The sequence below is a fragment of the Pedobacter sp. genome (assembly GCF_041645105.1).
Classification (GTDB): Bacteria; Bacteroidota; Bacteroidia; order Sphingobacteriales; family Sphingobacteriaceae; genus Pedobacter.
Genome location: NZ_JBAZQQ010000010.1, coordinates 15,558 through 36,073, shown reverse-complemented (window position 1 = coordinate 36,073; position 20,516 = coordinate 15,558). Strand labels below are relative to the sequence as shown.

28 protein-coding genes are annotated in these 20,516 nt (G+C 35.5%); 11 read left to right on the top strand and 17 right to left on the bottom strand.

Annotation, left to right across the window (positions count from 1 at the left end; translation table 11 throughout):
* Positions 1–40 precede the first annotated feature (40 nt).
* From WC623_RS22835 to WC623_RS22810, 6 genes are all read left to right on the top strand, one after another.
* Positions 41–1,060 carry an acyl-CoA reductase gene (locus WC623_RS22835; RefSeq protein WP_372855524.1) on the top strand — a complete coding sequence of 340 codons (1,020 nt, stop codon included), beginning with the start codon at positions 41–43 and terminating at the stop codon, positions 1,058–1,060.
* A gap of 83 nt (positions 1,061–1,143) precedes the next feature.
* A complete protein-coding gene (locus tag WC623_RS22830; protein WP_372855523.1) occupies positions 1,144–1,347 on the top strand; it encodes a fructose-6-phosphate aldolase in 204 nt (67 codons plus the stop codon).
* Between the two features lie 3 nt (positions 1,348–1,350).
* On the top strand, positions 1,351–2,034 hold the full coding sequence (locus WC623_RS22825) for a cell division ATP-binding protein FtsE (RefSeq protein ID WP_372855522.1): 684 nt from the start codon (positions 1,351–1,353) through the stop codon (positions 2,032–2,034).
* Between the two features lie 170 nt (positions 2,035–2,204).
* Complete coding sequence (locus WC623_RS22820) at positions 2,205–2,768, top strand: nucleotide exchange factor GrpE (RefSeq protein WP_372855521.1); 564 nt, start codon at positions 2,205–2,207, stop codon at positions 2,766–2,768.
* Positions 2,769–2,774: 6 nt separating this feature from the next.
* Positions 2,775–3,938: a molecular chaperone DnaJ gene (gene dnaJ, locus WC623_RS22815; RefSeq protein WP_372855520.1), complete on the top strand. Its 1,164-nt coding sequence runs from the start codon at positions 2,775–2,777 to the stop codon at positions 3,936–3,938.
* Between the two features lie 87 nt (positions 3,939–4,025).
* Positions 4,026–4,931: an exopolyphosphatase gene (locus tag WC623_RS22810; protein ID WP_372855519.1), complete on the top strand. Its 906-nt coding sequence runs from the start codon at positions 4,026–4,028 to the stop codon at positions 4,929–4,931.
* Here WC623_RS22810 and WC623_RS22805 read toward each other — a convergent pair.
* The 11 genes from WC623_RS22805 to ccsA form a co-directional block, all read right to left on the bottom strand.
* Positions 4,928–5,497 carry a Maf family nucleotide pyrophosphatase gene (locus WC623_RS22805; RefSeq protein WP_372855518.1) on the bottom strand — a complete coding sequence of 190 codons (570 nt, stop codon included), beginning with the start codon at positions 5,495–5,497 and terminating at the stop codon, positions 4,928–4,930. The genes WC623_RS22810 and WC623_RS22805 overlap by 4 nt on opposite strands.
* 74 nt (positions 5,498–5,571) lie before the next feature.
* Entirely contained in the window at positions 5,572–5,982 is a 411-nt protein-coding gene (locus tag WC623_RS22800) for a hypothetical protein (RefSeq protein ID WP_372855516.1), read from the bottom strand.
* A 112-nt stretch (positions 5,983–6,094) separates the two neighbouring features.
* Positions 6,095–6,622, bottom strand: a complete 528-nt coding sequence (locus WC623_RS22795) for a KdsC family phosphatase (RefSeq protein ID WP_372855514.1) — start codon at positions 6,620–6,622, stop codon at positions 6,095–6,097.
* Positions 6,623–6,625: 3 nt separating this feature from the next.
* Entirely contained in the window at positions 6,626–6,865 is a 240-nt protein-coding gene (gene iscX, locus WC623_RS22790; protein WP_372855512.1) for a Fe-S cluster assembly protein IscX, read from the bottom strand.
* A 24-nt stretch (positions 6,866–6,889) separates the two neighbouring features.
* A complete protein-coding gene (locus tag WC623_RS22785; protein WP_349788156.1) occupies positions 6,890–7,222 on the bottom strand; it encodes a 2Fe-2S iron-sulfur cluster-binding protein in 333 nt (110 codons plus the stop codon).
* Between the two features lie 42 nt (positions 7,223–7,264).
* Positions 7,265–8,023 (bottom strand): Rossmann-like and DUF2520 domain-containing protein, encoded by a 759-nt coding sequence (locus WC623_RS22780; protein WP_372855510.1) that lies wholly within the window; start codon positions 8,021–8,023, stop codon positions 7,265–7,267.
* Positions 8,024–8,067: 44 nt separating this feature from the next.
* Positions 8,068–10,539, bottom strand: coding sequence for a heme lyase CcmF/NrfE family subunit (locus WC623_RS22775; RefSeq protein WP_372855508.1), 2,472 nt, complete (start codon positions 10,537–10,539; stop codon positions 8,068–8,070).
* Between the two features lie 5 nt (positions 10,540–10,544).
* Complete coding sequence (locus WC623_RS22770) at positions 10,545–10,955, bottom strand: cytochrome c maturation protein CcmE (protein ID WP_349788159.1); 411 nt, start codon at positions 10,953–10,955, stop codon at positions 10,545–10,547.
* Positions 10,956–11,129: 174 nt separating this feature from the next.
* Positions 11,130–12,551, bottom strand: coding sequence for a Glu/Leu/Phe/Val dehydrogenase (locus WC623_RS22765; RefSeq protein ID WP_372855506.1), 1,422 nt, complete (start codon positions 12,549–12,551; stop codon positions 11,130–11,132).
* A gap of 149 nt (positions 12,552–12,700) precedes the next feature.
* Positions 12,701–12,919 (bottom strand): CcmD family protein, encoded by a 219-nt coding sequence (locus WC623_RS22760; RefSeq protein ID WP_372855504.1) that lies wholly within the window; start codon positions 12,917–12,919, stop codon positions 12,701–12,703.
* 2 nt (positions 12,920–12,921) lie between these two features.
* Positions 12,922–13,581, bottom strand: coding sequence for a cytochrome c biogenesis protein CcsA (gene ccsA / locus WC623_RS22755; protein ID WP_372855502.1), 660 nt, complete (start codon positions 13,579–13,581; stop codon positions 12,922–12,924).
* Positions 13,582–13,821: 240 nt separating this feature from the next.
* Here ccsA and WC623_RS22750 point away from each other — a divergent pair, with 240 nt between their 5' ends.
* The 4 genes from WC623_RS22750 to WC623_RS22735 all read left to right on the top strand — a co-directional run bounded on the left by WC623_RS22750 (position 13,822) and on the right by WC623_RS22735 (position 16,133).
* Entirely contained in the window at positions 13,822–14,223 is a 402-nt protein-coding gene (locus WC623_RS22750) for a DUF4258 domain-containing protein (RefSeq protein WP_372855500.1), read from the top strand.
* A 73-nt stretch (positions 14,224–14,296) separates the two neighbouring features.
* Positions 14,297–15,004 carry a hypothetical protein gene (locus tag WC623_RS22745; RefSeq protein ID WP_372855498.1) on the top strand — a complete coding sequence of 236 codons (708 nt, stop codon included), beginning with the start codon at positions 14,297–14,299 and terminating at the stop codon, positions 15,002–15,004.
* Positions 15,005–15,098: 94 nt separating this feature from the next.
* A complete protein-coding gene (locus WC623_RS22740; protein ID WP_372855496.1) occupies positions 15,099–15,638 on the top strand; it encodes a DMP19 family protein in 540 nt (179 codons plus the stop codon).
* A gap of 183 nt (positions 15,639–15,821) precedes the next feature.
* Complete coding sequence (locus WC623_RS22735; protein WP_372855494.1) at positions 15,822–16,133, top strand: hypothetical protein; 312 nt, start codon at positions 15,822–15,824, stop codon at positions 16,131–16,133.
* A 79-nt stretch (positions 16,134–16,212) separates the two neighbouring features.
* Here WC623_RS22735 and WC623_RS22730 read toward each other — a convergent pair whose 3' ends face one another.
* Both WC623_RS22730 and WC623_RS22725 read right to left on the bottom strand, forming a co-directional pair.
* Complete coding sequence (locus tag WC623_RS22730) at positions 16,213–17,043, bottom strand: endonuclease/exonuclease/phosphatase family protein (protein WP_372855492.1); 831 nt, start codon at positions 17,041–17,043, stop codon at positions 16,213–16,215.
* Between the two features lie 53 nt (positions 17,044–17,096).
* Positions 17,097–17,648: a hypothetical protein gene (locus WC623_RS22725; RefSeq protein ID WP_372855490.1), complete on the bottom strand. Its 552-nt coding sequence runs from the start codon at positions 17,646–17,648 to the stop codon at positions 17,097–17,099.
* Positions 17,649–17,822: 174 nt separating this feature from the next.
* On the opposite strand from WC623_RS22725, the gene WC623_RS22720 reads away from it, so the two are divergent.
* The gene (locus WC623_RS22720; protein WP_372855488.1) at positions 17,823–18,005 is read left to right on the top strand and encodes a hypothetical protein; all 183 of its coding nucleotides are present in this window, start codon (positions 17,823–17,825) and stop codon (positions 18,003–18,005) included.
* A gap of 19 nt (positions 18,006–18,024) precedes the next feature.
* Here WC623_RS22720 and WC623_RS22715 read toward each other — a convergent pair whose 3' ends face one another.
* The 4 genes from WC623_RS22715 to arr form a co-directional block, all read right to left on the bottom strand.
* Positions 18,025–18,534, bottom strand: a complete 510-nt coding sequence (locus WC623_RS22715; RefSeq protein ID WP_372855487.1) for a hypothetical protein — start codon at positions 18,532–18,534, stop codon at positions 18,025–18,027.
* A gap of 56 nt (positions 18,535–18,590) precedes the next feature.
* On the bottom strand, positions 18,591–18,848 hold the full coding sequence (locus WC623_RS22710; protein WP_372855485.1) for a hypothetical protein: 258 nt from the start codon (positions 18,846–18,848) through the stop codon (positions 18,591–18,593).
* Positions 18,849–19,147: 299 nt separating this feature from the next.
* Positions 19,148–19,930, bottom strand: a complete 783-nt coding sequence (locus WC623_RS22705; protein WP_372855483.1) for a class I SAM-dependent methyltransferase — start codon at positions 19,928–19,930, stop codon at positions 19,148–19,150.
* A gap of 15 nt (positions 19,931–19,945) precedes the next feature.
* Positions 19,946–20,350: an NAD(+)--rifampin ADP-ribosyltransferase gene (arr, locus tag WC623_RS22700; RefSeq protein ID WP_372855678.1), complete on the bottom strand. Its 405-nt coding sequence runs from the start codon at positions 20,348–20,350 to the stop codon at positions 19,946–19,948.
* Positions 20,351–20,516 lie beyond the last annotated feature (166 nt).

Here is a 20,516-nt window from a genome sequence, read left to right as displayed (position 1 = left end):
ACAGCAAATATAATACATAAACTTTAAATTCATTGGAAATATGCCAATCCTTAATAGCGAAAAACTAATTATTGCATTAAAAAAACTTAGTGACTTCATGATTGAACCCAGCGATGCGTTCAAAAATCTGGTTTTATCTGCTGCAAATAGCAATGCATGGTTCACCGCAGACGAAGTAAACAGAGCGTTAAATTCCCTTCATAAAATGTTAAATCAACATGATCTTGAAATATGGTTTAAAGACATTAATATAACTGAAACAGCAAAAAAAGTAGGATTGATTTTAGCTGGAAACATCCCTATGGTAGGTTTTCATGATGTAATTGCAGTTCTTGCTACGGGAAATATTGCCCTAATTAAACTTTCATCAACAGATGATAAACTGGTGCCGGCCCTACTTCAGGAATTGGTTAAAATTGAACCTTTACTAGCCAATCACATTGTATATGTAGATCGCTTAAAAGATTTTGATGCAGTAATTGCTACAGGCAGTAATAATACTTCCAGATATTTTGATTTTTATTTTGGTAAAGGACCAAACATCATCCGTAAAAACAGAAATAGCGTTGCTGTAATTACCGGAGATGAGACTTCGGAAGAGTTGGGGCTGTTAGGTCATGACATATTTGATTACTTTGGTTTAGGGTGTAGAAACGTTTCTAAATTATATATACCAGAAGATTACGACATCAAAAACTTTTTTGAACCTATTGAAAAGTTTAATGACATCATCAACCATTTCAAATACAACAATAACTACGACTACAACAAATCCATTTACTTGGTAAATCTTAAGCATCATTACGACAATGGCTTTTTATTGTTAACAGAAGGCGATAGTCTTTCTTCTCCTTTAGCGGTATTGTATTATGAAACCTATACGAATATAGAACAGGTTGAAGAGATTCTTAAAAGTAAAGCAGATGACATTCAGTGTGTGGTAAGTAAAGCCCCACTTAAACTAAAGACTCCTGTATTAGGTTTTGGACAAAGCCAAAATCCAAAACTGTGGGACTATGCTGATAATGTAAACACTATAAATTTTTTAAGCAAGCTCTAAATTCACTCACAGGATCATTATCAGGGATCAGATAAATAGGTCTCATGTCTTATTTTCTCATTTTGAAATACTATTTTTGAACGATGTATGTTATAAAAGTAAAAGGCATTGCCAAAATTCCGGATTATGTACAATTAAGGGACGACAAATTTACCTTATTGGCTTATTTCAGAGTAGACAGACCAGATAAGTCATTAGACAAATTAGGTTTGAGCGATAAGTTGACATACATTATGAATTTTGTAAACGATTTGCCTTTTGGACAAATTGCTAAATTAGATATCTAGACCATGACAGGAAGCACAGTTATAAATTTAAAAAACGTAGATGTATTTCAACAAAAGCATCTGGTTTTGTCGAACGTAAATTTGAATATAGACAAAGGAGAATTCGTTTTTTTAATCGGACAAACAGGTTCCGGAAAAAGTAGTTTGCTTAAAATTATTTATGGCGACCTTCACATTGGTAATGGTGACGGACAGGTAGCTGGTTTTGATTTAAAAAAGTTGAGCATTAAAGAAGTACCTTTCTTACGCAGAAAACTGGGTATTGTATTCCAGGATTTCCAATTGCTAACTGATAGAACGGTTGAAAAGAATCTGGAATTTGTACTTAAGGCAACTGGCTGGACAGACAAGGACTTGATTAATGAGCGGATTAAAGATGTACTTGAAAAAGTTGGCCTACGTTCAAAAATAAAAAAGATGCCTCATGAGTTATCAGGTGGAGAGCAGCAACGTGTGGTAATTGCGCGTGCCCTATTAAACAACCCGGAAATTATCCTTGCAGATGAACCAACAGGTAACTTAGATCCGGATACTTCTGAAGAAATTGTAATGTTGTTAAAGCAAATCAGTCAGAGTGGAACTGCCGTTTTAATGGCAACTCACGATTACCATATCATCAGAACATTCCCTTCAAGAATCATTAAATGTGAAACAGGAATTGTTCATGAAGACGCGCAGATTGTTTAATATAATTTTCTGACAAAATTTTCTCATTCGGCCATTCTGTTAGTTGTTTTTTAATTAAAACTGACAGCATGACGGATATTGCGTATTGGCAAAGCTTTTGAGTTCATAATCAAAAATTCTACTATACTATGTTTAGCAAGAAGAAAAAAAACAATAATCAAGATACAACTATGCAAAATCAAGACCCTGCAGCAGAAATCAATGCTGAAGATCAATTGATACATGATACAGAGGAGACAAATACTGAAGCTCCTGAATTGAATGAAGAAGCTACACCTGAGCTCTCTGTAGAAGAAAAATTACAACAAGAGAATGCCGCTTTAAATGACAAATATTTAAGATTATTTGCAGAATTCGACAACTATAAACGTCGCACACAAAAAGAGCGTATAGAATTACTGCAAACTGCTGGCAAAGACGTTATAACCTCTCTATTACCTGTATTGGATGATTTTGACAGAGCTAACAAAGCTATGGAAAGTGCTACTGATATCGCTTCGATCAACGAAGGTGTAAATCTGATACATACTAAATTAAAAAATACCCTGGCCCAAAAAGGTCTTAAAGAGATAGAAAGTAGCAATACTGTTTTTGATACTGACAACCATGAAGCTATTACTAAAATACCTGCGCCTACAGAGGATCTAAAAGGAAAAGTAGTAGACACACTGGAAAAAGGATATACTTTAAATGACAAAGTGATACGCTTTGCCAAGGTAGTAGTAGGTAGTTAATATTTTATGAGCAAAAGAGATTATTATGACGTGCTTGGGGTATCCAGAAGCACATCGGCTGACGAAATTAAAAAGGCTTATCGCAAATTAGCCATTAAGTATCACCCGGATAAAAACCCGGATGATAAAGCGGCTGAAGAGAAGTTTAAAGAAGCAGCTGAGGCTTATGAGATTCTAAGTAACCCTGAAAAGAAACAACGTTATGATCATTACGGTCATGCTGGCGTAGGCGGTGCATCAGGTGGCGGTGGCTATGGCGGTGGCGGCATGAACATGGAGGATATCTTTAGCCAATTTGGTGATATCTTTGGTGGCGGCGGCGGCAGCCCTTTCGAAAGTTTCTTTGGTGGTCAGCAATCACGTGGTGGTAGAAGAGTATCAAAAGGTAGCAATCTGCGGATCAAAGTAAAACTTACGCTCGAAGAAATTGCCAATGGCACCGAGAAAAAAATAAAAGTAAATAAACAGATTGTCTGCAAAACTTGTGATGGTAGCGGTGCTAAAGACCGTTCGTCAGTAAGTACTTGTAAAACATGTGGCGGTAGTGGAGCGGTACGCAGAGTAACCAATACTATACTGGGACAAATGCAAACGACTTCTACCTGCCCTACTTGTAATGGAAGTGGTTCTCAGATCACAGCTAAGTGTGGTTCATGCCATGGTGAAGGTGTTGTTAGAGGGGAAGAAACGATTACGATCAATATACCTGCTGGTGTAAGTGATGGAATGCAATTGAGCATGAGTGGAAAAGGTAATGCTGCTCCTAACGGAGGTGTTCCTGGAGACCTGATCATCCTGATAGAAGAAATTCCACATGAAACCTTAAAACGCGAAGGAAACAACGTGGTTTATGATTTACATGTTTCTATTATAGATGCAGCGCTAGGTTATAGTGCAGAGGTACCTACCATTGATGGCAAAGCAAAAATTAAGATTGAACCAGGTACCCAAAGCGGTAAATTACTACGCCTTAAAGGCAAAGGTATTCCTGAAATCAATTCTTATCACCGCGGAGATGAAATTATCCATGTAAATATATGGACACCAAAAGCCTTAAGTGCTGAGGAAAGAGGAATCTTGGAAAGACTTAGAGAGTCTCCAAACTTCAAACCTCAACCAGGTAAGAATGACAAGAGCTTCTTCGAAAAAATGAAAGAATATTTTGAATAATTAATTAAATACTCCGAAGGCCCGCTTAATGCGGGCTTTTTTTTTTAGAAAAAGTATTTAATAGCTTTATACCCATAAATAAATAGCATGAAAGCAGCCGTTATAGACCTTGGTACAAACACTTTTCACTTAATCATTGCCGAGCTGTCTAACAACAGTATAAACATCCTATTCAAAACAAATGAACCTGTAAGGTTAGGGGAAGGAAGAATCAATGATAATATGATTATTCCGGAAGCTTTTGAAAGAGGAATAAATACCCTTAAAAATTTCAGAAAAGAAATTGACCTGCATAACATTGATGTTGTTAAAGCTGTGGCTACATCAGCTATACGTAGTGCTGCTAACGGTACCGACTTCATAAGTTCTGCGGAAAAAGATGCGGGAATCACAATTAATATCGCCACAGGCGACGAAGAAGCCGATTATATCTTTAATGGTGTTAAAGCAACAGGTAGTATAAAAGGTATGACCTTGATTATGGATATTGGTGGAGGAAGTACCGAATTCATAATTTGCAATGGGGATACTTTATTCTGGAAAAAGAGTTACAATATAGGTGCAGCACGACTTATGCAAGCTTATTTTAAATCCGATCCAATAAGTAATCATGATCAGACCTCCATCAACAAACACCTGGATGCAGAGCTGAATGATCTAATTGCTGCATGCGCACTATATCAACCAGAGCACATGATAGGCTCTGCAGGAGCATTTGAAACCTTTGCATCTATGATTTACCCTGAGGAAGATATCAAAGCCCTTAGGTCTGCTCCCATCGATTTATCAAAATATCAGGGCCTGGCAAGAAATCTAATATCTTCGACACATGACGAAAGAGTTCTAATGCCAAACCTCATAAAACTAAGGGTAGATATGATCGTAATTGCTGCATTAATCACCAATTATGTAATCACTAACTGCAAAATCAAACAACTAAGTTTGTCTACCTATGATTTAAAAATGGGGGTATTGTATCAATTGAGCGTTTAAAAACTCAGCAAAGCTTTGTATAATTTTTCAGTTGGCAATCCCATCACATTGGTATAAGAACCAATCATCCTTTCAACAGCAACTAATCCAATCCAATCCTGAACACCATAAGAACCAGCCTTATCGTAAGGATTGTTATTCTGGATGTAATAGTGTATTTGTGCTGGTGTAAGCTCATTAAAGAACACCTCAGTTACATCATAAAAAGATTGAATTTTATCATTGTATGCAATGCTTACTCCTGTATACACCTGATGGTTGGTTCCAGATAATTTACCCAACATTTCTGCAGCGTGATGTGCATCTTCAGGTTTACCAAGTATTTCCTTTTGATAAGCCACAATTGTATCTGCGGTAATCACTATACTATCCTTACGCTCTTCTGCAAAAGCAGCAGCTTTTTTTTCAGCGATATAAACTGCAATTTCTGCTGGCAATAGGTTTTCAGGATAACTTTCATCAACTTCCTTTAATACTACTTTAAAATCAAGGTCCATTAACTTCAAAAGTTCTTGTCTGCGGGGAGATTTTGAGGCGAGTATTATAGGCAGCTTTTGTATATACATGTTTAATTGTTTATGGGCAAAAATAACAAAAGCGACCGTAAGGTCGCCTTTATTATTTTTTTATTTGATTTGAGTTATTGTTTTACTTCAGCCGGAGCACCTTTACCAGCTCCTTTTTCACCTTTCTTTTTCATATTTTCTTTTCTTTCAGCCTGCCAGGTCTCATAAGCTTTTTTCTGATCTTCGTTTAACAAAGCAATTATTTTTGCATTGTTCTCTTCATTCATCGCTTTCATTTTCGACCTCATACCTGCTTTATCACCATTACTCTCAGCTTTAGCCTTAGTCATTGCTGCTGCCTGATCTAAATAAATGGTTTTTACCTGGGCTTTCTGATCTTCAGTAAGATTTAACTTCTTAGTCAACTGTGCAGCATTTCTTTCTGCTCTTTCTTCTGGTGTCGGCATTTGACGATCACCGGCCTGCGCGTTTGCAAATGTTACTGCACTGAATAACAATCCGCAAATAATCATTAATTTTTTCATAGTCTATCCTTTAAGGTTATAGCTCTCGTAAGCTCTGATGTTAGAGAAGCGAATACCTAATTAGGTTTAACCTAAATTAGTAACATGATTGTTACAAGAATAGGAATCGTGATTATTTGCCGGAATCGGCAGCAGATGGGTTTTCATCAAACCAATTTGTTTGTACTTTAAGTACCTTTTCTATCACATCTCTAACTGCTGTTTTTCCACCAGCATAAGGTGATATATATTGAGAGAGGGCTTTAATTTCAGGAGCTGCATCTGCCGGGCAGGTTGCAATACCTACCAACTCCATTACTTTAAGATCAGGAATATCATCTCCCATGAAAAGAACTTCAGAGGCACTAAGTTTATATTGTTCAACAAAGCTATTATATACTGCAACCTTATCAGAAACACCTAGAAAAACATTGGTGATACCAAGGCCTTCAAATCGTTTTTCCATAGCAGTACCCTTACCCCCTGAAATGATGCAAACATGATAACCTTTTTTAACAGCAAGCTGCAATGCATATCCATCTTTGATATTAAAAGTCCGTAAAAACTCACCAGAATCAGACGCGATGATATCACCGTTAGTCAATACGCCATCAATATCAAAGATGAAGGTTGTAATATGTTTTAGCTGTTCAAGAAACATTCACTAATCCTGGTTATCTCTCCATTCATAAACCCAGGCCGACTGGATTTGTTCCAGATGTCCTTCATTACTTTCTTCTTTAGTACCTTTAAAGTTAGGTAGGGCTAATACCCATTCTAACAGCTCAGTGAACCTGATCCTGTAGATCTTACCTTCATTAAAATCATCACCAAATTTCTCATATAATTCCTGAGCGATATCCTCATGATCATTCCAATATATTGGCAGGGCAAACTTATCCATATTTTAATTTATTAAATTTTATAATTAATGGCCTAAAAATTCAGACTGATCTGGGATGGTAACTTCAATATCACCAGCGCTTACTACACACTGACAACCTAAACGGGAAGTAATTCTTGGACGAACTGCTCTGTCAATAAAATCTTCTTCTTTGTCAGATATTTCCTGGATGTTATCCATTCCCTTAGTCACATATACATGACAGGTACTACAACCGCATACTCCACCGCAGTTATGCTGTAATTCTATTCCATGATCAAGGCAGACATCCAATACAGACTCTCCGCCGGCAATAGGTAGTTCAACTGATTCTTTTCCTTGTTCTTCGAAATTTATCTTTAATTTAAAAATACTCATAATATGGTTCAAAAATAAGCACCAAAAACGGCAATTACATTATTAATGCGTTTTTTTAATGCTATTACTTAAAATTTTATAGATTTCCTGCATGTGAGGCATTTTCTTCAGGAGCTCTTCGTGTTTTAATATTGTCTTTTTATCATTTCTTGCTGCTGGTCCAGTTTGTACATCGGCTGGTATAGCATCTTGAACTTTCCCTGCTGTTTCCATAATTAATGGTCTCAGTATTTCAAAATCAAGGTTATTCTTTTGAAGCATTTGATAACTCAGTTGGTACATATGATTCACAAAATTACATGCAAATACTCCTGCCACATGCAGTATTGCCCGTTGCTTGCTATCTACCTCATAAATCAAAGGACTAAGCTTCATAGCAGCCAGCTGCAACAAGCTCATGTTTTCATCTGTGTTAGCTTCTAAACATAAAGGAACCCTGATAAAATCTAATGGCTGTGATTTAGAAAAAGTTTGTAAAGGATAGAACACGCCATACTGCTGATGGTTTTGCAATACATCCATACTGGTTGCACCAGAGGTATGAACTACCAAACCATTAACATTTTTTAATGCTTTTGATACTTTTTCTATGGCATCATCTTTTACAGCAATCAGGTATAAATCGGCTGAATCATCTATATCTTTTAAATCAGAAACAGCCTGAGCTTCCGTCTTATTTGCTAATTCTCTTGCATTTTCGAAGTCTCTGCTCCATACTTGTGCAATATCAGCACCGTTATCTTTAAAAGCATTAGCCATGTGTGTGGCTACATTACCAGAACCTAAACAAACAATTTTCATAGGGATACAATTATTATTTTATGGTTATAAAAAGCAGCGGTAAATTAAGCTGCTTTAACTTCTTTTTGTCTTCTAAAGATAGAAATAACAAATCCAATAACCATTACAATTGTACCTACCCAATAAAGATTGATATATGGGAATTCGATTGATTTAAATACCACCCAATCTTTCGCCTGTTGTGGTTTTTCATAAACCTGCAATTCAACTTTTTGTTGTTCAGGTAATACTTTCGTAAACCTCAGTCTTAAACCTAATTCGTCGATATTACGTGCAAAATCAAATGTATTATTTCCTTTGATCAGGAAGATAGGCTCAGTTTTATAAATCTTACCATTCACATCAACCTCAATCGGTAAACCTACCGCTAAGTCGCCCGGAGCCAATATAAGGCTTTTCGCTTTTGGCTGGTTATTCAATCCTTTAACTGTAAGTACTCCGCTACTAGTGTGTAGTGTATCTCCAGCTGCTACATTTACAATTCTTGGCGCCTTATAATTTTCTTCTTCAGTATGTCCTTCATGATTGTGATCATGATCTTCTTTTTTCTCAGGAGCACTGGTAATGTGTGTATAAATGTCGTAAGTAAGGTAATGTTTGGTATCAGGAGAAGCAATCAATCCCATTTTCTCATTTACCTGTACATGCGGATTTAATTCAAAATCTTCTTTTAACTTCCCGGTTTTCTCATCATACACTTTAAAATTAAGCTTATAAAATGTATTTGGTTTAACTGTGGTATCGCTAACATATGTTACGGTATAACGGCCCATCTTTTTAGGCTCATTTTTGTACAAAACAATATTTTCACCTGGTTTTTCAACCTTTTCAAAATCTTTTACCGGAATGAAGTTACTTACATTCAGTGAAATTGGTCTGTTTGTAGCAGCAGCAACAAGTGCTCCTAGCAACAATAAAGCAAATCCTATGTGCGAAACAGCTGCACCAACCAGCTTACGTTTTCCACCAAAGGCTTGTGCTAATATCCTGGCATTAGATATAACCGCAAATACACAGCTAAATGTAAGCAGGATATACATCAGGTTATGATATACATTTGTGATATAAACAAAAGCACCTGTAATTACAATAGAGAAAACAATAGAAGCAATTAGGCTGCTGTAGAATTTCTTTGCGTCAGTTCTCTTGTATTTCATGAACTGTGCGAAACCAGATATAATGGTTACCAGAATAGCAAATGGTGCCTGCCATTGGTTGTAATATTTAATCGCATCAATTGGTGGAGCGAATTTGGTTCCAAAAGCCTGGTTAAATACAGGAACAGAAGTAGAAAAGATCACCTGAATACAAGCAACTGTAATTACCAATGCACCAATAAACATCCAGAATTCTCTTGAATAAGTCTCTTCATCTTTATTTGTGATTGGTAATTCTTTCCATCTGATAATTAACAGTATAGTTGGAATAGACAAGAAAACTACATTATAAAGAATCAGGTGCCAGAACATTCCCAAATCAGTGAATGAGTGTACTGATGTTTCACCCAATACACCACTTCTGGTTAAGAAAGAAGCATAAAGCACTAATACAAAGCTAATACACACCAATACTATCGCCGTAAAAAAGGCATGTCCTGTATTCTTGAACGCAATCATTACGTGCACACCGGCAATTAAAGTTAACCAAGGAATAATAGAAGCATTTTCAACCGGATCCCATGCCCAGAAACCACCAAAGTTCAGGGCTTCATATGCCCAGAACGAGCCCATGATAATTCCTGTACCTAAAATCATTACAGCAAACAGTGCCCAAGGCATTGCAGGTTTGATCCACTCCTTATAACGTTTTTGCCATAACCCTGCTACTGCATAAGCAAATGGTACGATCATAGCCGCAAAACCAAGGAATAAGGTTGGTGGGTGAATTACCATCCAATAGTTTTGAAGTAGCGGATTCAATCCCCTACCATCAGTAATAAATTTAAGGTAGTTTTTATAGTTTTCAGGGTCAGCAAATACTGCTGGCGCCATTTCTTTTAAATTTACAGCATCTCTTAACAGAATAAATGGAGAGCTACCTAAGCGCTCACCAAAAATCTCAACACCAAGCAGCATTGATGTCAGGAACACTTGCGAGAACCCAACGACAGTCATCACACTATTTTCCCATGATTTCGCTTTCCAGATTAAAATAATCCCTAGCAATGCCTGCCAGAATGCCCATAGCCAAAAACTTCCTTCCTGCCCCTCCCAAAAAGCGGATACTATATAATATACCGGAAGTTCTTTTGAGGAGTGTGAATAAACGTAGTAGTATTCGTTATAGTGATTTAAAATCAAATAAAACAATGTAGTTCCGATACCTAAAATACTTACACCATTTAGCAAGTATGCAATACGACCAATACGAGTCCAAGAATGATCCCCAAGTTCTTTATTCCGGGTAGCAAAGAAATAAGCTATAGTTGATAATAAAGAAGCGGCAAATGCCAAAACAATAAAAAACTGGCCGATTTTACCGGGAAGGAGGTTCTCTCCAATAAACTGTATATCCATTAAATTTAGTTGTATTTTTCTACTATACCATCCTTATTCACTTCTACAAGTTCATCGTTGTATTTGGATGGGCATTTCATCAGGATCTTGGAGGCGTAAAAAGTATTGTTATCCATTTTACCAATCAACACCAATTTTTCTGAGCGCTCGAAATCCTGGGGCTTGGTTCCTGCGTATACTACTTTATTCACTTTCCCTTTTTCGTCTTTCATAAAAAACTCAAAGCGATTAGCATCTTTTAAGGCATCATAATGTGTACCCTTATCTTTTTCCCAATAGCCCATTACATGAAATTCTTTTGGATCTTTCGCCGCTTCACTAAAGGTCGAATAGGTATTTGTATCAGCGTTAAGGCTTACTAAAAAACCTACGCATAATGCTATTGTTATCAAACCAATAATTGCACTTTTTCTCATGGACTATAAAAAATTAAAAAAGAAACTCCACAAAGATAAAAAATATAAGGAGCCAAAACCTTTCGTAACCATTCAAAACGCGATGATGACAGTTTATTGATAGTTCTCTGACAAAAGCATAAAAAAACCGCGACACCAAAAAGGCATCGCGGCTCATTTAAATTCATGAATGGCTTAAGGCCAAACGCCCAAATTCATATATGATACTGCAATCTTATCAATAGAACCAACAAAAGCTGCTGTTCTTAATGTTTTAACTCCAGGCTTATTCTTTAAAGTCTCTCTGATCTCATGGTAAGAATGAATCATCGTATCTTCCAGACCTGAATTTACCAGTTCCATCTCAGAGGCGCCTTTAACAATCATTAAACGATGCTCAGCAGGAATACTTTTTCCAGTCAGACTCTCCAGTGTATTGATCAGATTAGCATTTGAATTTTCAGCATAACGATTTTCCATACGACCAAAAGCAACGTGCGATAGGTTCTTCAACCATTCGAAATAAGAAACCGTAACACCACCGGCATTACAGTACATATCTGGAATAATAATACCACCCATTTCTGTATAAATTACTTCTGCATCAGGAGTACAGGGTCCGTTAGCGCCTTCAGCAATAATCTTCGCTTTGATGTTTCTAATATTATGCACGGTAATCTGGTTTTCAAGAGCTGCAGGAACAAGAATATCACATGGTTGTTCTAATCCTTCCATAGAGTTCTTGAACTCAGTAGCACCAGGGAAACCTAAAATTGAACCAGTTAATTTACGATGTGCAAATACTTCGTCGATATTGAAACCATTCTCGTTATAAATTGCGCCTTCATACTCACAAAGACCAACTACCGTTGCCCCAAACTCAGCAAGGAATTTAGCAGCATGGTATCCCACATTACCTAACCCTTGTACAATTACACGCTTATCACCTAAACCAGCCGTTAGACCAATTTTCGCCATATCTTCTGCAACGTTTACACATTCTTTTACTGCATAAGCAACACCACGACCAGTAGCTTCTTTACGTCCACGTATACCATGTAAAGCGATTGGCTTACCTGTAACGCAACCAAGAGCATCCAGCTGCCCAGGATTCATGGTCATATAAGTATCAGCGATCCAGCTCATTTCACGTTCCCCAGTTCCATAATCAGGAGCAGGAACATCAATACCAGGACCAATAAAGTTCTTTTTAATTAATTCTGTAGTATACCGACGGGTAATATTCTCCAACTCGCCAATGGTGTAATTCTTAGGGTTTATACAGATCCCTCCTTTTGCACCACCAAACGGCACATTTACAATCGCACACTTATAAGTCATTAACGCTGCAAGTGCCATTACTTCATCCTCATTTACCATATCGCTGTAACGTATACCACCCTTTGTAGGGTTCATATGTTGCGAGTGTTCTACACGCCATGCATCAATAACCTCGAAGCCATTACCCCTGCGAATTGGGAATTGGAAACGGTACACACTGTTACAAGCTTTAATTTGAGTCAATAAGCCCTCTGGATGAGAGGTAAATTGTGCGGCACTGTCAAAATTCTTACAGACATCTGCAAAGAAATTTGTCTCATTTGCTGTATTAGCCATTATTTGTTTTTTATGAATTATGAAATAAGTCTCAATTATGAGTACAAAATTGCACTAAAAAAAACGATTAATACAAATGCAAAATCACTTAGTGTACCTGTCACACTAAACCAAAAAAGAGGCAAAAACAGGCATTAAACGATTTAAAATTAGTTTTTACCTGAAGATTTTTGTTCTAATTTTTTTAATCTTTTTTCGATTGTGAACAGAAAGAATAGTAGTCCCAATAGAATTAAAACAATACATGCAACAACAACATATATTTTACCTGAAGCATATATACTATCAGTGATGGAAGAACCTCCATCTTGTGCAAACAATTGAAGGGATAATACCAACATTAAAAAGGTAACGTAAAATTTCTTCATGACTATAATATATTCTTTTTTTCTAATGTACGTACTCTATATAAAATTGTATAAATCCAATATCCTATTAAGATCCAACCTAAGCAGGCAGGATAAAATACTGCGCGCATACGACTATCAAGGTCATAAGCATTGAATCCAGGATTACCGCCATTCCCCGGGTGTAAAGAATCAGCTAAACGTGGTAAAACAAAAAGCAACACCACCATCATTGGGAAAGCAAATATGTTATATATAGCGGATATTTTAGCTCTTTTTTGCTCTTCATCTATTGCATTACGCAAAACCAAATAAGCAAAATACAATAATAAAGCAATTGCGGCGAAATTCTGTTTAACATCAAAACTCCATGCTTGTCCCCAGGTAAATTTTGCCCATATCGCACCAGTTACAATTCCGAGTATGCCATAAATTACACCAACATTAACACTTTCAACTGCTTTAAGGTCATGTTCTGGATTACTATTGCTTAAAAACTTGATACTGTGATATACAGATACACTAAACAATACAATCATTCCAAACCACATAGGAACGTGGAAATATAGATTCCTAATGCTCTCATACAAAATAGGAAGTTCAGGTACACCAGATAAAAGACCGGCAATGGTTGAGTAAATAACCAATACGGCTCCTAAAATTTTCCACCAATTCTTATACATTATACAGGTTTAATTTCGGACAAAGGTAATAAGTACCTCCTGTATTTCCATCATAAAGATGTAAATGAAACTGCTTTTTATAGTTTTAAGCGTATACGTCACTTTTCAAGAAGATTTCCGATAATCGACTGGTATCCATTATTAACGCTTCACAGTTAGTTAAACGATTGGCACAAACAGCCATTGGATAATACATCAAAACAAACTATTATTGTAATAGACAATCAGCCTATATCATTCATGACTCGATTCCATATTCTTTTATTCCTCTCTTTGATCATATCAGTCCTTTCCAACGGATGCGGCAACCAAAGCCAAAATACAGAGGTTCAGAATTTTGAAACTAAGGAAGATTCTTTTAACAGAAAACCCGAACGGCTTATTTTCACCAAACATGGTAAATGCAGAATGAATTGCCGTTCTATTGACTCTTTAGAAGTAGATGAGATACTTAAAAAAGGTCATATTAATTATGTTAAAAGTGATACTTCTTCTAACAATCCATGTCGAAAAAAATATGCTTTGGAAGGAACAACCAGGGATAATCAGCTGGTGAGAATTATCTTTTCACCCTGCAACGACACCCAAACTGTAGTAACTGTAATTGATATGGATACGGATTGGGATTGCGATTGTAAGTGATACAATTTTATAGAGGACTTTAAATGTAACTTTCACAACACAACTGCGTCTAAAATTAAATTAACACCTGCTCATGGCGACAATAAGTAAAACCTTGTTAATAGGAATTCTGCTTGGAACAACTCCTCCACTAATTATCTCTTGCAACATTACTGAAAAGGAAAGTATTCCTATACAGGATAAAAACGGAAAGAATGCAGATAAAATGACCTCGACAATGATTTCTGTGTTTAAAGATATAGTACCTATTGATAGTACTAATGTTGTAATGTACCCCTTAACTTTAAAGGCTTCAGAAAAAGATACTGAATCACTAAAACGTTATTCTTCGGGATCAGATACTGGTCCTTACTGGAACATTGCATTTTACGATATCAAAACCGAAAAATCTAATTTGTTAGTTTCAGACAGAATAATACTCATTAACTCATTTCAGACACTTAAAAATTTAATGGTTTACAACGCCACATCTGAAGATTACAACGCAGATGGCAGACTTGACCGTAAAGACCCCACTTACCTTTTTACCTCAGACCAAACTGGAAAAAATCTTAAACAGATCACTCCAAGTAATATGGATATTAATAGCTTTCGAACTATTAATCATTCTGGAACTATCCTGATTCAAGCGATGACAGACTCAAATCGTGACAAGAAGTTTGACGAAAATGATGAGATAGTACCTATGATATTTGACGCTGAAAAAATGGATGTAGCAAAAGCGGTATTCTCCTCTTCTTTTAAAGCAGAATTAAATAAAACCTTAAATAAGTTATACTAAGTAATATTCTGATAGAAGTATGAATTGCCAAAAAGCCTACATTATAGTTATCTTGATCAGTCTTGTCATGAGTATTGAATTCTCCAGTTGTTCGATGAATACAGCAGTTAATAGTTCAAATGTTATTGAAGCTCAAGTCAAGCGACCTCCACTTACAGTAGAAACAATAGATGGTACCCCAGATTCATTACTGGTTCAGCTAGTGTTTGACCATATCTCGAATACTTTGCCAACAAATCCAGATCAGGAATTAGCTAGTGTCCTGTCACTAACTAAGCCACAACAAGCAATCTATATTATCTGGTGGTTAGAAGCTGAAGTAAATAATGGCGGCTTCAATCAATACTATTATAATTCAAGCGGACAGTTTGCTAAGCTGGCTCCTAATGTATTGAGACTCGTTGGCGCAAATAAGTTTGCTGAGTTAACTCAAACTGCAAATAATGTGTTTGAAAAAGAAAAGGAACAAATAACTAAGGATCAAAATGGAACCTCAGAAGGTTTTAGTAAATCATATGACAATAATCCCTTAGAAAAATTTGACAATCAGTTTTATGCACTTAAAGAACCATTAATGGAATTGCAAGTCGCTTTTATAAGAAAAAACAAGAAAGATTTCGTTACACCTCAGTGATCACAACATTATCTTGTTGAACCAAACAACAAACTGTAGAAAAGTACCACAATCTAAAAACACACAAAAAAAACACAATTCACTGACAACCAACTGCATGCCAAAAAACCGTTATTCCGGCACGGTTATCAAACCTATCCTATTCATAATTAACAAGAATATTAATTGATTAAAACGAATATTATGAAAAAGATCATCTTATCAGCAGCATTTTTAGCCGTAGCAGGATTAACATCAGTAAAAGCAAGCGAAATTAAAAACCCAATTAACATTGCGGTATACCAAGATAGTACTACAAAGGTTCCGGTTGAATTAAAAGACCTTCCAGAGCCAGTAAAAGCAGTTTTAAAATCTGAAGAAGCTAAAGAACTTACTCCAGTAGCAGCATTCCTGGTAACCAATGCAGATAAAACTCAATACTATCAAATTGATGTTAAAAAAGGAGAAGAAACAGGATCCATAAAGATTGATAAAGATGGTAAAATAGTTCAGTAAACTAACTACCTATGAAATAAACAGAAAGGTCGGATAATTATCCGACTTTTTTGTTTAAAAACTTATTAAGTAATCTAAATTACTTTTTAGTGATAACATCTACTACAACCGGGAAATGATCAGAAGGAAACTTTCCTCCAGAATTATCAGTTAAAACACCATATTTTAAGGCTTCAAATTGTTTAGTTATAAAGATATGATCTATCCGAGCATCTGATTTCTTAGTGATATTAAAACTATTTGATGTTCCGTTTGGTTCGTATTTAAATTTAGATACCTCATAGGAATCAAAAAGCTTATTAAAAGTTTTGATGTAGGCAAAATTCTCATCTCTCTGATCGAAATTAAAATCACCAACAACCGCAACAGCATTATTACCAGCAATTTGGTCAATTTTTTCTATAATTAACTTTGCACTATTTTTACGAGCCTGTACTCCGACATGATCAAAATGGGTATTAAAGAAATAAAATTTAAAATTCTGTTTGATATCTGTTAACTCTACCCAAGAGCAACCTCTCGGATGCTTCGCATCCCAGCCTTTTCCTTCTACACCTGGAGTAGCAGATAGCCAAAAATGCCCGCTTTTTTGAAGGTTAAATTTTACTTTTTTATAAAATATAGCCGATGTATTTAAACCATTATTTTTATTTTCTGCTATAATTCCATAACCAGGAAGTGCTTTTTCTAAATCAGACAGTTGTTCTTCACTTGCTTCCTGAACTCCAAAAACATCAAAATCATGAAACTGAATTAAAGGTATAACGAGCCCTACTCTATCTTTCCACATATTCACTGGAACATCTCTAGCTAATATCCCTCTAATATTATAAGTGGCTAATCGGATACTTTGTGCCATTAACTGATTCGATCCAATAATTAGGATCAATATAAAAAGAACTCTTCTCATCTATTTTAGTATATTTTTTTTTCTGGTGGCTTATTTATTCTTTAAATTTTAAGCTAATTTTTATAAACTGAAAAATCATCGAAGCTTAATCTTCCATTTTCAATAGTAGGGTCGTCTTTTCCGTTGCCCAATGGCAATTTTACAATTCTAAAGCGAACATTCCCTGAAATATTCAAAGGAAAAGATAATCCATGTTTAGTCTTGCTATTCACCACCACATCTTTTCCAGATTGAATCCAGTTTTTTCCTTTATCAGTAGAATATTCTAATTTAAAAGCACCCTTCTTATCTGCCTTAGCCCCATAAGAACTAAACCAAACCGTAACTTTAGAAGCACCTTGCATTAGATCAAAATTCATCTGTGCATATAATGGTTCTGTATTATTTGCTGCCATTCTAAGAGCAAAACTTCCACTTGTCGGTCTATCGTTAACAACGAATGAATCTATAGAAACTCCATTGAACTCCCATTTACCAGAAGAAAGATCTACCATTTTTTTTGCTATACCTTTTTGTTCTCCGGAGCTTTCAAAACTTTCAGGAAAGTTTTCATACAATGCTCCCTTTTGAGCTTTTGCATTAATAGTGTTTATAGTAATTAGCATAAACACTATTAATTGTACTTTTAAAAGGCATTTAATCATCGTCTGTTTTATTAATTCTTATTTATGACCCTATCTTCTTTGATATTGATCTTCTCAAATTTATAGCTTTAACCCCAATAACAATAATATATGAGAGATTTGTCTTCACTACATTAATTCATTAAATTTGATATTATGATCAGAAAAGAAAAGCAGGACGAGATTAAAGAGAGTAAAACTACCGTTTTCTGGGACACGATTTTAAAAGAAAAAATCAAACCAGAGGATTCTAACTCGGTTGAAAATTATGTAGAAAAAACTATAGTTAAAGAAACGCCTGAAAACAAAGAGATAAAAAAGGAAGACAGACCAATATAAGTACTATCTCCGGCAGATACTATATAAAAGTAATACCTTTTAGAATACGTTCAAGATAAACTTTTGCTTTCTCATCAACTCCAGGATCAAATTGTATCCATCCACTCACTTTAGAGGTCTTGTCCTTATTTGTTATATAAAATTGGCATGATACATATTCACTATACTTTACCTGCCAAGCCCATACATTCATTCCTATAGGAACCTTCACATGCAGATCTTCTCCTATAGGCTTATTTTCTGACCCCCAACCTCTATTTTTTCTTGAAAAATTAATATCCTCTAAACATTTAGTTGGGAGTTGTTTCTTTTTAGATGGCCAGATACTCAGAAAAATATTTTCATACTGGTATTCTCCCCCTTTGACCAATTCAATCGTCCCATCAGATTGGGGTACCGTCATTGGTTTATTTACCAATACTGTTCCTCTTGGCAACTTTATTTTTACGATGTCAGTATTTATACTAATTTGAGCTAGAGCTGATAAACTACTAATAAAAACAGCTAAAAAGATGTATATTTTTTTCATTTTTAATCAAAAATTAGCTGTCCTATACTAGCTTAAAACCTAATGGACAATAAGTATTAGTGAGACTTCCAGATTTTAAATTTATTCTCGTTTGTTCCGTCGATTGCACGAATGACAAGAAGTAGGTGATCCTCCCTTTGAGGAAAATATTTATCAATGATAAATTGAGTTTGCTGTATTAACTGTCCGAGATGTTGCTCAAAATCTATATTCTTAACATCTAGAATAACCTGATTCATTCTGGAAGAAATGATGCATTCGAAAGTAAATTCCTTTTTGAGCGTTTTCACAATTTTTGATCTCAGTTTTTTCATCAGACAATATTTATTTGGTAAAGATTATGAAGCTATCATATTAAACAAGGTTAATATTTCGAACTATTATCAGCTTTAACGATTTCTGCTTTTAATAATTGCGTAAGAAAATGTCATTATTTCATTTCGTTAGTGTTTTAGCAGTATTCTAAATTAGGAATAAAACACTAATAGAACATAAATTTCTGATTAATTGATTGTAACAATCTAGCTAGTAACAGTTAGATAAAATCTAAGATTTTTCTATATAATTTCGGATATTTAAGAACAGATTTTTATACTTATAGGATTTATATGTATCACTTCCTGGCCTCACTGATTATGGCACTCATTGGAGCTACCATTGGAGCAGCTCCAAATTTTTCAGCAAGCTCTTTTTCTACTTTAACTCTTATCTCATTTATCCAAGCAGGATTACGTTTTTTTATTTCATCATAAATAAGACCTCCTTCTACAAGACCATATGCAGCTTCTTTTGCGGTTCGGCTAACAGACAAAAGTTCCACTTGTTCAATTGACATTTTTGTAAATCCAGCATCTTTTAATAAAGATTTTATGACAGTTTTATCACTCATTGAAGTAGCAAGATTATATGAGTCAGGTAATGGTTCTTCCAAATATTTCTTTGCTATAGATCTTGAAGTAAAGGACGCAGTGTTATTCTCCAACTTATCCCAGGTTGTAAGTAAAAATTGTCCGCCAGATTTTAGAACCCGATAGACTTCTTCAAATGCTTTCGGCTTATCAGGAACAAACATATAACCGAAGCAACAAACAATAAGATCAATACTTTTGTCACTAAAAGGAAGCTTTTTAGCATCTATGATTTGCCAATCAATATCAAGATTACTTAATTTCTTTTTGGCTATAGCCAACATGTCCTCGCTAATATCTGAAGCGATTAGTTTTGCTGATTGTGGAATACAATCCCGAATATGGCGAGTAACACGACCTGTTCCAGCAGCAATTTCCAATACGATAGAATTCGGGGTGATTTCAATTCGTTTCGCAACCTCTATGGCATATGGTTCAAAGTATAATGGACCGAAAAATTGATCATAATGAATGACAGCTTTTTTCATAATCGAGTGAAAAGGCTAATTAATAATGTCTCCTTTATTACTGGCAAGCTTTTCACGCCATTTCTGAAGTTCCTCTGGTGCCATTCTCACCCAATCAGTCACTTCGCCAACAATTTTTAATGGTGCTTGTGAGCGATATGAGCGTGTCGGATTGCCTGGAAATTTTTTATCAGTAACATTGGGGTCATTTTCAAAACTTCCTGTCGGTTCAATGATATAAACACGTTCCTTTCCATTGCCTTTTGCTAATTCAGCAGCAAGACCGGCTCCATTAACAAGAGCTGTGAAATAAATGTGATTCATTTCGAGTCCTGGCTTATAATTAGAACTTCCCCCTGCCCTCAGCAAATCGCCCACTTGCAAATCTGCTTTCGTTCCATGGTAAAAAGGACCTTTGTCAGATGGTTTATCATTAAATATAATGGCCAATTCATAATTTTCTCTAGCCTTTTCAGGATCCTTAAGGTCTTCGTAACATTTAGCAATATTTAAATACAGAGAAGGGAAAGCACTCTTAACGCTGTCATTATTTATTTTTAATGCAAACTGCAAAGCCGTTTCAAGCCATTTTAACTTGTCGGAAATA